Annotated in this window: 12 protein-coding genes; 6 read left to right on the plus strand and 6 right to left on the minus strand. The window is 51.8% G+C overall.

Annotated elements, in window-relative coordinates; translation table 11 throughout:
- Positions 1 to 237: 237 nt before the first annotated feature.
- From CKL79_RS02185 to CKL79_RS02195, 3 genes are all read left to right on the plus strand, one after another.
- Positions 238 to 828, plus strand: coding sequence for a Uma2 family endonuclease (locus tag CKL79_RS02185; protein ID WP_121967930.1), 591 nt, complete (start codon positions 238 to 240; stop codon positions 826 to 828).
- 165 nt (positions 829 to 993) lie between these two features.
- Positions 994 to 1,569, plus strand: a complete 576-nt coding sequence (locus CKL79_RS02190) for a Uma2 family endonuclease (RefSeq protein ID WP_121967931.1) — start codon at positions 994 to 996, stop codon at positions 1,567 to 1,569.
- A gap of 210 nt (positions 1,570 to 1,779) precedes the next feature.
- Entirely contained in the window at positions 1,780 to 3,222 is a 1,443-nt protein-coding gene (locus CKL79_RS02195; RefSeq protein ID WP_121967932.1) for a toll/interleukin-1 receptor domain-containing protein, read from the plus strand.
- A 151-nt stretch (positions 3,223 to 3,373) separates the two neighbouring features.
- Here the strand turns inward: CKL79_RS02195 and CKL79_RS02200 are convergent, their stop codons facing one another.
- On the minus strand, positions 3,374 to 3,934 hold the full coding sequence (locus CKL79_RS02200; protein ID WP_205878962.1) for a hypothetical protein: 561 nt from the start codon (positions 3,932 to 3,934) through the stop codon (positions 3,374 to 3,376).
- Positions 3,935 to 4,490: 556 nt separating this feature from the next.
- Between CKL79_RS02200 and CKL79_RS02205 the strand changes: the two genes are divergently transcribed.
- Positions 4,491 to 4,784, plus strand: coding sequence for a hypothetical protein (locus CKL79_RS02205; RefSeq protein WP_121967933.1), 294 nt, complete (start codon positions 4,491 to 4,493; stop codon positions 4,782 to 4,784).
- Between the two features lie 72 nt (positions 4,785 to 4,856).
- Here CKL79_RS02205 and secA read toward each other — a convergent pair whose 3' ends face one another.
- Positions 4,857 to 7,649 carry a preprotein translocase subunit SecA gene (gene secA / locus CKL79_RS02210; RefSeq protein ID WP_121967934.1) on the minus strand — a complete coding sequence of 931 codons (2,793 nt, stop codon included), beginning with the start codon at positions 7,647 to 7,649 and terminating at the stop codon, positions 4,857 to 4,859.
- Between the two features lie 129 nt (positions 7,650 to 7,778).
- Entirely contained in the window at positions 7,779 to 8,246 is a 468-nt protein-coding gene (locus CKL79_RS02215; RefSeq protein ID WP_205878963.1) for a cytochrome C, read from the minus strand.
- 297 nt (positions 8,247 to 8,543) lie between these two features.
- On the opposite strand from CKL79_RS02215, the gene CKL79_RS02220 reads away from it, so the two are divergent.
- Entirely contained in the window at positions 8,544 to 9,029 is a 486-nt protein-coding gene (locus tag CKL79_RS02220; RefSeq protein ID WP_121967936.1) for a GNAT family N-acetyltransferase, read from the plus strand.
- 13 nt (positions 9,030 to 9,042) lie between these two features.
- Here the strand turns inward: CKL79_RS02220 and CKL79_RS02225 are convergent, their stop codons facing one another.
- The gene (locus tag CKL79_RS02225; RefSeq protein WP_121967937.1) at positions 9,043 to 9,300 is read right to left on the minus strand and encodes a hypothetical protein; all 258 of its coding nucleotides are present in this window, start codon (positions 9,298 to 9,300) and stop codon (positions 9,043 to 9,045) included.
- A 190-nt stretch (positions 9,301 to 9,490) separates the two neighbouring features.
- Between CKL79_RS02225 and CKL79_RS02230 the strand changes: the two genes are divergently transcribed.
- Positions 9,491 to 10,462: a transporter substrate-binding domain-containing protein gene (locus CKL79_RS02230; protein WP_121967938.1), complete on the plus strand. Its 972-nt coding sequence runs from the start codon at positions 9,491 to 9,493 to the stop codon at positions 10,460 to 10,462.
- 71 nt (positions 10,463 to 10,533) lie between these two features.
- Here the strand turns inward: CKL79_RS02230 and CKL79_RS02235 are convergent, their stop codons facing one another.
- A complete protein-coding gene (locus CKL79_RS02235; RefSeq protein ID WP_240518598.1) occupies positions 10,534 to 11,238 on the minus strand; it encodes a hypothetical protein in 705 nt (234 codons plus the stop codon).
- A 71-nt stretch (positions 11,239 to 11,309) separates the two neighbouring features.
- Complete coding sequence (locus CKL79_RS02240; protein WP_121967939.1) at positions 11,310 to 12,542, minus strand: M23 family metallopeptidase; 1,233 nt, start codon at positions 12,540 to 12,542, stop codon at positions 11,310 to 11,312.
- Positions 12,543 to 12,568: the final 26 nt, after the last annotated feature.

Consider the following 12,568-nt stretch of genomic DNA (forward strand, 5'->3'; position numbering starts at 1 on the left):
CATCTATCGGCTGAGACTACACGACATGATAGGCCGTAATCGCCACTTTAACTTTACGTGACTGGCTTTATCGGGTGGAGAGCGTACAAATTTCTACGGTGCTGCTGGGGTTGGGAATGGCGGTCGTTGAGGAGAATTTGGGGCTATCGTAAACTGAGAATGATGGGGCGATCGCTCAATAGTCGATCAAGCCAGAGAAAATAGTTTTTTACGCAGACAACGCTAGGGCGACAGACGATGATTGCCAGTAAAAGCAGCGGGCCTTACTTTACGCCAGAAGAATATTTACAGCTTGAGCGCGAAAGCTCAGTCAAGCATGAATACAGGCAGGGACTTGTCTTTGCGATGGCGGGAGCAAAAAAAGCGCATGTTGCTATCGTGGGTAACTTATCGGGGCTGCTGTTTAATCATCTGCGCGGGTCGGGAGATTGCGTTACTTATGCCACTGACATCAAGGTCGAGTTTTTGGAGGGAAGCATATATTACTATCCTGACTTAGCAGTGACTTGTGACAAGCGGGATCAAGCTTCAAACAGTGCGCTTATTCAGCATCCTAAGCTGATTATTGAGGTGCTGTCTGATTCGACTGAAGCCTTTGACCGAGGAGAAAAATTTTCAGATTACAAGAATATTCTAGAGCTAGAAGAGTATGCGCTAGTTCATCAAAAACAAGTTTTAGTGGAACGTTTTTGGCGCAAAGCTAGCGGCCTGTGGTTGGCGCAGACATATCGAGTGGGCGAGAAGGTTGAGCTGGCGAGCATCGGCTTTACCTGTCCCATAGAATTTTTGTATGAGAAGGCTGAGCAGTTTCTAGAAGATCAAGGGTGAGATTGGATATTACACGAACACCGCCGTTTTGACTGCACACGAGAATAATGGAGCGATCGCCCAGTGGCTACTAGAAACTCTCAAGCAGGCATCGATTCAGATCTAGAGGCCATTTGACGGCTGAGTAGAGTGATATAGTTTTCTATTGTTTTTAGTAGGAAACCCATGATCATCAGCAGGCGGCGGGCGGCTCAGTTCACGCCCGAGAAATATCTAGAGCTTGAGCGCAGCAGTAAATTTAAGCATGAGTACATTCAAGGGCATGTGCTCGCGATCGCTAGTGCGACCAGGGCGCATGAAGTCATTACCGATAACCTGACCGCCCTATTTGTAAATCACCTGCGGGGGACGGGCTGCATTTCGCACTCTGGCGGAATGAAGGTGTATATGCCGGAGCTGGGCGTATTTTATTATCCGGATCAGTCGGTAACCTGCGATGAGACCGAGGGCAGCGGCGATCAGGACTTTATCGTGTATCCCAAGCTGATTATTGAGGTGCTTTCTGAGTCGAGCGCTGCTTTTGACCGGGGCGATAAGTTTGCCGATTATCAGACGATTCCTTCATTAGAGGAGTATGCGTTGATTCATCAGCGACAGATGGTGGTGGAGCGCTTTTCTCGCGATATTGAAAAAGATGTTTGGCTACCTCACATTCATCGGGCTAAAGATCAAGTCAGGTTCAAGTGCATCGGCTTTACTTGCCCGATAGAATCTTTGTACGAGAATGTCAATAGTCTTTGATGGCGAGTTCTGCGAAGGCTGCCGAATGCCTGGGATGACGAGGCGATGAAGGAGGTTTGCCAGTAAAATTCAAGGGCCGCACTTTACGCCAGAAGAGTGTTTTGAGATTGAGCTGACGAGCCCTGTCAAGCACGTTACGGTACAGGTACGAAGGTTCAAATTTCAGATCGAAAAGGAAGTTATTTTGCAGGTCAGAGGAAATTATATAAAATGACTAACGCGCCACCGTCAATTTTTATTAGCTACAGCCATACAGATGAGGCTTACGTCAGAGGGCTAGTAAAAGCTTTTGAAAGTCGAGGATTGTCTGTATGGCTAGACAATCACATTAATTATGGCGCTCAGTGGCAGCAAGTGATTGAGGCAAATCTGAGAGCTTGTCGGGCATTTGTACTCGTAATGACACCCCGCTCCAACCAGTCTCATTGGGTGAATTGTGAGTTAGCTCTTGCCGTAAGCTTGAACAAGAAAATATTTCCGATCCTTCTAGAAGGGGATTCGGTATGGTTCAACGTTTATGCACTTCAATCTGCTGACGTGAGAGAGGGTAGACTGCCCTCCGCTCATTTCTTCGAGGATATGATTGCAAGCGGTTCAGATTCAATACATGTGGAGGATAGTAGATCGTCAGTTCAAACTTTAGATCTTTCTACAACAATTTCTATAACAGAAAGCGTAAACGACGATCTCGCCTCTGACAACAGTAAGATTGACGGCACAGAACTGCAAAACCTAGCGTGGGCTGGCGATTGGTTTGTCAACGTAGGTGAAGGTGTACACAGAGACTGGGATGACTGCGTAAAGTATGGATTTATTAGTGCGGGCCAAGGCTCAGTATATTCAGATGCCCTGAGAAAATTAGAGATCGGCAGCACAATCTATGCGTATATTTCTGGATTGGGTTATGTCGGTTTAGGCAAGGTTACTGAACAAGCTGTTCCTATCAAAGATTTTACTGTAGGGAGAGAGAAGATGCCCCTACTCAGCCTGGATTTGAAAGCGGAAAAACCCAGTGAGCACAGCGATAACTTAGAACTTTCGGAATGGGTTATTGGTATAAAGTGGCTCAAGACTTTTCCAAAGGATAACCCTCAGCGATTTGTAGGTGCGTTTGCAAATCCGAATGTCGTTTGCAAGTTGAGGAACAAGAGGACTTTAGAGTTTCTGCGTGAGAAATTTGGCTGGGCAGGAGACTGGTTTGTCAACATAGGGGAGAGACAAGGACATCTTCTATGGGAGGACTGCTTGCGATATGGATGTATCAGCGCTGGCGGCGGTCAAAAATACAGAGACGCTATACAGAAACTACAGCCTGGTAACGTTGTTTACGCATACATAGCCGGTGCAGGCTATGTCGGCTACGGCAAAGTCGTTGAGAACGCCGTTCCGGTTAAGGATTTCATGGCGAGAGACGTACCTCTGCTTGAACAAACCTTGGCAACGGTTAGATTTGAAGAGCATAAAGACAAGAATAACCTAGAAATTTCAGATTGGGTTGCTCGTATAAAATGGCTCAAAACATACAAAAGAGAACAGGCGCGTTTCTTCCCTGGTGCGTTTGTTCACCGAGGTACACTATGCAGACTTGGTCAAAGGGAAACTTTGGAATTCCTTCATCAGGAATTTGGTATATCGGATAGTTTTAGTACTTAAATTCGGTGGTAGAGAGTTGACACAAAACCAGAAACATTTTCTGATTTTGTGTTGAGCGCCTTTTCTCTTAAGGTGATGTGTTTGGGAAACAGGATAGTCAAATGCAATAAAATTGGCAACGAGCTAGATTTTTGCTGAGCGAGATCGCCCATTAACCCACACCCGATTCTTGAAAAGCCTGAGCTAAATCATCACTCATTGCCAAACGATCAGCCCATTCTCTCAAGTATTCAAAATCTAAACTTTCATGCTGTACCTTAAGAACGCCGAGAATGTCTCTCCACTGTGTTTCGGAGCGCGATCGCCTTCGCCACAAAAGCTTACTGAGCACAATGTCTTCTGGCGAGATAAAGTAAAGCTCACCTTCTAGCCGTCTCCGTTCAAACTTGACAGTATCCCAGGATTCCTCCCCTGACAGGATTAAGTCAGCTTGCATCACTGTTTCCTGGTGAATGATTTGTAGCGTTCTCATTCTGCCTGAGATGATATCCTCCACGCCAGGAACATAAAATCCGGCAGTTTCTAATGCTGAAACCAAAGTAGCCATATCCGATTTACTGACGTTGAGTACAACATCGAGAGCTCGCGTTGTGCGAGGGTCGCCGTAGGCGGTCGCAGCGACACCACCAGTGATGTAATACGCAATGCCTATTTGCTCGAAGATGGGGTGTAGCTGCCTCGCTAGCTGTAGTGAGTCTTGAATCCAATTCATAGGCTTTCCTCTAAATGCAAAGCCGGGTGGCCACTGATGCCCTAGCCAAACAAAGGCAACCTTTTTTGCAAAGTCGCTGGGGCTTAGCTCGCTGAATGTCCGTTTTAAGCCCATGAGAGAAAGTTCTCTCGCCCCTCTGCTGAGCGCGGCTGACATGGCTAGGCGATCGCTATTCGACTTCTGTCGCAACAGCTGAAACACAAACCGATCCGCCTCGACCGACGTATCAATAGATTGGGCCTTGTACATAACATCCATTCTACGAGCGATTATCAAGCGGCGAAATTGCCAAGATTCCCTGTCAAAGATAGTTGACGTTTTTAAAAGAACACTGGTACTCTAAGTCTCACAGCTATTGCGTGTAAGGCGCGATCGCTCAACCGCCCGAAAATTTAGCAGTCGCAGCCAATGATTGGTAGGACAATCACTGACTGCTCGCCCCCTCGCTGACGAGACCAGCAAGGCGGTTATGGTCATGATGCCATAGCCACCCTGACTCTTAGCAAGTTGGGGTGGCTAAATTTTGGGTTTTTCTAACCACCACACTGGAGAAACCATGAAAACGACCGCTTATCTCACTAGCGATCTGTTGAATCCTGACCCAGAGGGCAGACAGACCGCACCCGCCGCGCTGCGAATTGGGCCCGGTTTTAGCAGCAGCCCGCACAGAGAAGAACTGAGACACATTCTGCTAGGGACTCCCGAGGCTATCCAGCAAGCCATCCATCAGCTCCACGTTTTGAACTATGCCGAAACAGTGCTGTGGAGCCCGGTGATGCCCGTTGGCGAACAGATCATTTTAACCACGACGCAAGGAGAGGCGATTAGTTTGCTGCGGCGATCGCTGTAATCCTCTGTATTAATATGGGGCCATCTTTGTCAAAAAGCAGAGATGGCCGAGAGGGGAAGGGCGATCGCCGTTTTATACCCTTTGCTCCGACTGTCTGACCGCTGGCTGCGGCTGCGGCTGGAACTGGAAGAGCGTATAGACAACGTTGCGGCGAATGCCGGTCATCATATCGAGAAAGACTTCGTAGCCTTCGCTCTTGTACTCAATCAGCGGATCTTTTTGACCGTAGCCGCGCAGCCCTACGGTTTCTCTTAGAGCATCCATCTGCTGAAGGTGCTCGCGCCAGAGGCTGTCGATCTGCTGAAGGATAAAGAAACGCTCAGCTTCTCGCATCAGCCCAGACTTGATCGAATCTACCTGAGCCTCTTTGAGATCGTAAGCAATTCGTACCTGTTCAATTAAGAAGGTTTTGATTTCTCCCATCGAGAGATTTTCGAGCTGATCGGGGGTGAGGTCGGCCAACAGGTAAACAAATTCTTGCACCTTAGCAACAACACTCTCTAAATCCCATTCTTCTGAGGGCAGTTCTGGATTGACATAGGCTTCAACAATGTCGTTCATAGTCTGCTCGGCATAGCCCAGCACCAGCTCTTTGAGCGCATCTCCTTCTAGCACCCGTCGTCGCTCGGCGTAGATGGCGCGGCGCTGGTTATTCATTACTTCGTCATATTCAAAGACTTGCTTACGAATGTCGTAGTAGTAGGTTTCAACCTTCTTTTGTGCGCCCTCAAGCGATCGCGTCAGCATTCCTGACTCAATCGGCATGTCTTCTTCGACGCGGAAGGCATTCATGAGTCCGGCAACGCGATCGCCGCCAAAAATCCGCAGCAGGTTATCTTCTAAGCTCAAGAAGAACTTCGTCGAACCCGGGTCACCCTGACGGCCTGCCCGGCCTCTGAGCTGATTGTCTACCCGGCGCGACTCGTGACGCTCGGTACCAATGACGTGCAGACCACCAAGTTCGACTACTTCGTCATGGGCTGTCGAAGTGATGCTTTCGTAAACTTTGAGCACCTGATTATAAACGTCGCGCAGCTTTTGAATCACCGGATCATCGGTTGGGGCTTTTTCGGCAGCCACAGCGATCTTATCTTCGGCAGCAAGTTCAGACAGACTTTGCTCCCCATAGGTTTTGACGGCAAAAGACACCGCTTCTTTGAGCACTGATTTTAGCTCGGGCGAAAGCTCGGTCGGGAAAATTTGAGGAGACGCCTTCCAGGTCTTTGGCTTCTTGCCACCAGCGAACCCCTGAGCCTGACTGCCGCTTTTAGCCGCCGCAACTTGAGCCACGCCAAACTTTTCGTCATCTTCAGGCTTCACCAGACGGGGCATGAAGTACTCTCGCACCTTGAGCCGGGCCATGTAGTCGGCGTTACCACCCAAGATGATGTCTGTACCGCGTCCGGCCATGTTGGTGGCAATAGTCACCGAGCCACGCCGCCCGGCCTGAGCGACGATTTCTGACTCGCGCTCTACGTTCTCGGGCTTGGCGTTAAGCAGGTTGTGGGTAACGTTGAGGTCGCTGAGCAAAAGTGAGAGGACTTCAGATTTTTCCACGCTAGTGGTACCCACCAACACCGGGCGACCGGTTTCATTCATGTCAGCGCATTCTTGAGCGATCGCATCCCACTTAGCGTTTTCAGTCTTGTACACCACGTCTGCCAGGTCGCGCCGCTGAGAAGGGCGATTGGTCGGGATGATCGTGACTTCTAGCTTGTAGATTTTCTCGAACTCGGCCTCTTCCGTTTTGGCCGTACCCGTCATTCCTGAAAGCTTGGGATAGAGCAGAAAGAAATTTTGATAGGTAATCGAAGCCAGAGTTTGAGTTTCTGGCTGAATCTCGACATGCTCTTTCGCTTCAATCGCCTGGTGTAGGCCATCGCTCCAGCGGCGACCGGTCATCACCCGCCCAGTGAATTCATCGACAATGACAATCTCGTCATTGCGAACGATGTAGTTCACATCTTTAGTGAACAGTTCTTTTGCCTTAATAGCATTGAATATGTAGTGGGCCCAGGGGTCTTTAGGGTCGAATAGATCGGTAACGTTGAGCAGATTTTCAGCTTTTTCAAAGCCCTCATCGGTCAGCAGCACGTTACGGGCTTTTTCATCGACCTCGTAGTCCACCTCGTCGCTCTCTAGCTGAGCGGCAACGACGGCGGCCTCAGTATATTTTTCGCCAGGGCGCTCTACCTGCCCTGAGATAATCAGCGGCGTGCGGGCCTCGTCAACCAGGATCGAATCCACCTCGTCAATGACGCAGAAGTTAAACGGGCGCTGCACTACATCGGCCATCTGCGTGCTCATGTTGTCACGCAGATAGTCAAAGCCAAACTCGCTGTTGGTGCCGTAGGTGATGTCGCAGGCGTAATTTTTTTTGCGCTCAGTGGGGCTCATGCCCTGCTGAATTAAACCGACGCTCAGCCCCAAGAAGCGGTGGACCTGGCCCATCCACTCAGCGTCACGGCGGGCCAGATAGTCGTTTACCGTCACAATATGGACGCCTTTGCCCGACAGCGCATTCAAGTAAGCAGGCAGCGTAGAAACCAGGGTTTTGCCCTCACCGGTTTTCATCTCGGCAATCTGGCCGTCGTGGAGCACCATGCCGCCGACTAACTGCACGTCGTAATGGCGCAGTGCGAGCACCCGTTTCGCAGCTTCGCGCACAACGGCAAAAGCTTCGGTTAGCAAGTCTTCAATATCTTCACCCTTCTCCAGGCGCTGCCGAAACTCAACCGTTTTCCCAGCTAGCTCATCATCCGAAAGCGCCTGCATGTCTTCTTCCAGCAGGTTTATTTCCTTGACATCGGGCTGATATCGTTTGAGCTTACGGGCGTTAGGATCGCCTAAGAGTCTTTTTAGCATGTCAAGCCGGAGAAACGACGGGCGGGAGGCACAGGGAGTCCTCACGTTTAATTGTATCTAATCTTATGGGGAGAAAATGCCCTCTCGGAAGGCGGTATCCGGGCGGGTTACCCTACAGCGCTTATGGTATCACCTGGGTCTGTAACCTTGCTTAGCTGCGCCTCTGTAATTTTGCTCGGCTGCTCCGAGGTGACAGCCCACACAGCTGCCAAGATTGAGCGGCTGGGGCAGGGCGACATTGGGATGTAGCGCTTGAAAATAAGCCGACTCTTCAAGGCGATAGGGCACCGATTCGCGGCCCTGATGAGCGCGTGAGTATACCTGCAGGTAGTTGATCATGAGCTGCTGGTCAAACTGGGTAATTGCAGGTAGAGCCACACCGTAATGGGCGGGGTCGATAACGAGCGTTTGCCAGGTTTGAGTAGGCAGTACGGCGGGAGGCAAAGCGACATGGCAAGTGGCGCACTGGCTGAGATAGAGGCTGTAGCCAGCAGCATAGCGGTCGTCTACTGGATCGACCATGCCATAAGGGTCGGTCACAGCGCGGGCTAGGCCAATGCCCAAGAGACTGCTGATGGCAAAAGCCAGTAGGCCCATCAGCAGAGTCTTAAATGAAAAGGGCCGAAGAAAACAGAGCATGGAGGATCGCTCGGGTGATAAGCAAGGAATGATCAAGCGCGTCTGAACGGACTGGCTGGGTAGGAGGCGATCGCTCTCATCAGACCTCAGTGGAATTATTTAGTCATGAAAGCGTCACTTTTGCGGAGATCGCAGAAAAAACGCCGTTACTGTCTTTATTATCAAGTTAGATTTACATCAATTAAAGATTAGGGATGTTTATCTGCATCTCAAGTCTCAATGCCCATTTCTCAACGCCTATTAGAGAGGAGCGATATGGACAGTCGGCATATTCAGTTTCGCTATACAGAGATGCTGAGTCCAAGTCAGCTGATTCAGCTATGCGATTTATTTGTAGCAGCGGCTTTTTGGGCTGAGCATCGCCAGGCTGATGATATCGCGAAGGCGATCGCTCACAGTAAGCCGGTGGTCACCGCTTGGGGCGATCAGCGGCTAATTGGCTTTGCTCGCGCCACCTCTGATGGCTGTTTTCGCGCCACTATCTGGGACGTGGTGATTCATCCTGACTACCAGGGCGTGGGCCTGGGCCGTAGATTAGTCGAAACGCTGATTGCTCACCCTCATATGAACCGGGTGGAGCGCACCTACTTAATGACCACCCATCAGCAGAGCTTCTACGAGCGCATTGGCTTTGAGCAAAACACCACAACGACGATGGTGCTACATAATCAGCCGCTGTCTGACTGTCTTTTGGGCGTGACCGAGACCCGCCGAGTGAGCGCAGACGCCGCCAGTAGATAGCCTCGCCGTCGGCCTAGTCGGGTGTATTGGCTTCTTCGGATTCGAGCTTTTCGCGAGAGTCGCCCCAGTAGGCACTATACGTCCATTCTTCGCTGTTGCCCTTGTCTACAGTAGACCAGCGATAGATCACGCCTTTATTAGGGTTAACGCCGATTTCTAAGAGCTTGGCTCCCATGTAGTATTCGGTTTGCTTGAGGGTGCGATCGCGCGTAAAAGCACTCTCATTTTTAGGCAGGGTCTTAGAGATATGGGCCTGGGTATGTTTTGCCATGAGCTGTCAGGAAGGAATGAGCTGTCAATGTGGTTTTGCCTCCGTGATTTTATTATGCTTTTTGATCGATTGTCAGATCTAGCGTCGCCGCTGAACCGTAAACTCTTGAAGGGTGACTCCATGCCAGGCCGGAAAACCGAGCGCGGCTCACCGGTCAGGACAGGGGCGCAAATAGGACAGTGAGGATACTGTGAGGCGATCGCAATTTTTAAAAAAATCTCTAAAGCGCGGGCTGATTGGGCTAGCGATAGTGGCCGGGCTCCCCAGCGCAGTGACGGCTTATCGCCGGTTAAGCTCTAAGCAGTCAGTATCAGAGCCATCAACCGCTGAGCCATCCACTCCTCAGTCAGATACTCAGGCAGCGGCTAGCTCTGTCGCTGCCGCCGAATCTTCTTCAGAGCCGCCATCGGCTGAAGACGAGTGGCGAGTGGCGATCGCGCCTGGCGTAGCCCCCTTTGTCATCCAAAAAGGCGATCGGCTAGTAGGCTTTGATGTCGATTTGATTCAAGCCATCGGTGCTGCCTGCGGCGCGACCTTACAAATAAAGCCTCAGCCCTTTGATGCGCTAGCGCCCCTGGTTCAGGCAGGCAGTATTGACGTTGCCATCGGCGCAATTCCGATCCTCCCGGCGCGAGTAGAACCAACGAATTTTTCTCAGCCCTATTTTCGCTCTGGCATTGCGATTGTGGCACTGCCGGAGAATGAACAATTCGACAGCCTGAGAGCACTGAGAGATAAAACCATCGCCGTCCAGTTAGAGACTGCTGGCGCACGGCTAGCGATTGACATTCAAGGATCAAACATTCTCACATTCGACGCAGCATCAGACACGTTAAAAGCCGTAGAAGACAGGAACGCCGACGTTGCACTGGTCACACTGCCGGTGCTACTGGACGGCTTAAAAACCGATAGCGTGGCGGGCGTGCAGCAAATGGGCGAGCTGATAGAAACCTACGACTTCGGTATTATCGTGCGGCCCACCGATCCTGAAGCAGAGAGAGAAGACAGTGACCCAGTGGAGGAAAAAAGCGATCGCAAAGCCAAAGCCACTTCCGAAGAAAATCGCCTCAACGTCATCAACGCCGCTCTCGACACCCTGATAGAAGACGGCACCTACACCAAAATCTACCAGCGCTGGCTCGGCATCGAACCACCCTCATAGTCTGCTGTTCCATCCTGTCTCCTGTCTCCTGTCTCCTGTCTCCTGTCTCCTGTCTCCCGTTCCCCCTTCCCCTACGGCGACCACTCCAAACTAATCCCCACCCGACTATCCCCTTCATCAGCAGTCCGCTGCCATTCCAAATCAGTCGAGAGGCGCAGGTTTTGAGAAAAGGCATAGCCCACATTGAGCTGAGTGATGCCCAGCCCTTCGCTGTCACCCACCACCCAAGATTGATCCAGCGTCAAATCAGCAGCGCCCGTCCGGGTAGGCACAAATCGCAGCCGCACGCCCACATTGGCCCCGCTCACCTGATAGTCATCACCGGCCCTGGCATGGCGATAGCCCAGTGTCGGCGCTACGTTGAAGTATCTGCCCAGTGGCAGCACATAGTAGTGCAAATCTGCGCCGTAGGATTGGCGATCGCCCCTAAAATTTTGCTGATAGTCAGCGCTCACGGTGAGCGGCGTACTGCCAATAAACCAATCATCCACCCCCACAGCGAAGCCGCCCGTCCCCTCAGAAGACGGGAAAAAGCTATAGCCCGCCTGCACTCGGGTGTTGAAGCTCGGATCGTTGCGAATATCGGCCTGCACATCGGGAATGGCTTCTAGCCAGCGCTGCAGCACCGGGCTTTGCTCAATCACCTCAGGCGACAGATTAAGCGGCGCATCCGGTAGGGTCATCTCTACAGATGGCGTGTCCGCATAGGCGCTAGAGGCGATAAGCACAGTCATCGCGCCTGATAAATAGCTAAAGATCCGATATCTCATAGCCATAGACTAGCCGCCCCCTGCCCAAAAGTCAGCCTGTCAGAGATCAGAAGCTTGGGCAATCGACAGCAGCTAGATTAGAGAAAGGCCATTGGGTCAGTCGGCTCGCCATTGTGCCGAACTTCAAAGTGCAGATGGGGGCCGGTAGAGAGCCCGGTTGTGCCAACAGCAGCGATCGCATCGCCCTGTTTCACCGCTTCCCCCTCCTGTACATTGAGCCGACTCGCGTGACCGTAGAGCGTCGTTACTCCCGCGCCATGGTCAATAATCACCGCATTGCCGTAGCCGCCATACCAGCCCGCAAAAATCACCACCCCCGACTCAGCCGCCAGGATTGGGGTGCCATGCGCCGCGCCAAAGTCAGTACCCGCATGAAAACGGCTGTAGCCTAAAACAGGATGGAAGCGCCGGCCAAACTGACTGGTGATCGGCCCTAGACTAGGGCGCACCATGCGGCCAGAAGAGCGAGCGGCGCGCAGGGCTTCTTCTCTGGCCATTTTGGAGTTGATGCCATCGGCGGCGGCTACTCGCTCTAAAATCAGCTCGGTCAGATTGGCAGAGTCTTTGTCTAGCTGGTTAATGGCCGCTGATAGCGCCCCTCGGTTTTCCTGCAGGCGGGTCATCATTTCAGACTGCTGCTGTACCTGAGCGGCGTACTGCTGACGGCTCGCCATGAGCTGCTGGCGCAAGAGAGCAATAGAATTTTTCTGCTGCTCGACCCCTTCTTGCTGAGCGACCAGCTCTGCTGCTGCTGCCTCTAGCGCCATCAGTGCCGTCCGGTCGGTTTGATAGACCTGCTTCAGCCGGTAGCGCCGATCTAAAAAGTCGTTCAGATTTTGGCTTTGTAGCAGCAGCGCCCAGCCTTGAGCCTCCTGCTGACGCTGCATAAATTGGAGCCGACCCACTGCTGCCGTGCGCGACTCTTCGTAGGTTTGCTGGTTGCTTGTGAGGTCGGCCTGGAGCTGATTGAGCCGCCGCTCAGCTTCGCCGAGCTGATATTCGGTATCGCTAATCCAGGCGTCGGTACCCTGAATTGTCTTAGAGAGATCGCGCAGTTGCTGATCGGCTTGTTGCTCAGCGGTTTGGTAGCGCTGGTCAGTCTGGTCATAGATCTTGAGCTGCTGATCGACTTGATCGCGCTGCTGCCGCAGATTGTCTAGTGTCTGAGCCTGAGCCGCTGCCCCGTGGCCCGACGGCTGCCAGCCGTGAGCAAAGTCTCCAGTGATTAGGCAAAAGGCGAGGGCGATCGCCAACCCAAACCCAACGTATCTCTGCCAGCCTCTCTGCCAGCGCTGATGCAGCAAAACCATGTTTGGAGACCTGTTTTATCGGTTTC

It is taken from the genome of Leptolyngbya sp. BC1307 (assembly GCF_002286735.1).
Taxonomy (GTDB): Bacteria; Cyanobacteriota; Cyanobacteriia; order Phormidesmidales; family Phormidesmidaceae; genus Phormidesmis.

Excerpts from the sequence above, each read along its gene's own strand:
- CKL79_RS02185 (WP_121967930.1), top strand. The coding sequence starts at position 238 with ATGATTGCCAGTAAAAGCAGCGGGCCTTACTTTACGCCAGAAGAATAT.
- CKL79_RS02190 (WP_121967931.1), top strand. The coding sequence starts at position 994 with ATGATCATCAGCAGGCGGCGGGCGGCTCAGTTCACGCCCGAGAAATAT.
- CKL79_RS02195 (WP_121967932.1), top strand. The coding sequence starts at position 1,780 with ATGACTAACGCGCCACCGTCAATTTTTATTAGCTACAGCCATACAGAT.
- CKL79_RS02200 (WP_205878962.1), bottom strand. The coding sequence starts at position 3,934 with ATGAATTGGATTCAAGACTCACTACAGCTAGCGAGGCAGCTACACCCC.
- CKL79_RS02205 (WP_121967933.1), top strand. The coding sequence starts at position 4,491 with ATGAAAACGACCGCTTATCTCACTAGCGATCTGTTGAATCCTGACCCA.
- secA (WP_121967934.1), bottom strand. The coding sequence starts at position 7,649 with ATGCTAAAAAGACTCTTAGGCGATCCTAACGCCCGTAAGCTCAAACGA.
- CKL79_RS02215 (WP_205878963.1), bottom strand. The coding sequence starts at position 8,246 with ATGGGCCTACTGGCTTTTGCCATCAGCAGTCTCTTGGGCATTGGCCTA.
- CKL79_RS02220 (WP_121967936.1), top strand. The coding sequence starts at position 8,544 with ATGGACAGTCGGCATATTCAGTTTCGCTATACAGAGATGCTGAGTCCA.
- CKL79_RS02225 (WP_121967937.1), bottom strand. The coding sequence starts at position 9,300 with ATGGCAAAACATACCCAGGCCCATATCTCTAAGACCCTGCCTAAAAAT.
- CKL79_RS02235 (WP_240518598.1), bottom strand. The coding sequence starts at position 11,238 with ATGGCTATGAGATATCGGATCTTTAGCTATTTATCAGGCGCGATGACT.
- CKL79_RS02240 (WP_121967939.1), bottom strand. The coding sequence starts at position 12,542 with ATGGTTTTGCTGCATCAGCGCTGGCAGAGAGGCTGGCAGAGATACGTT.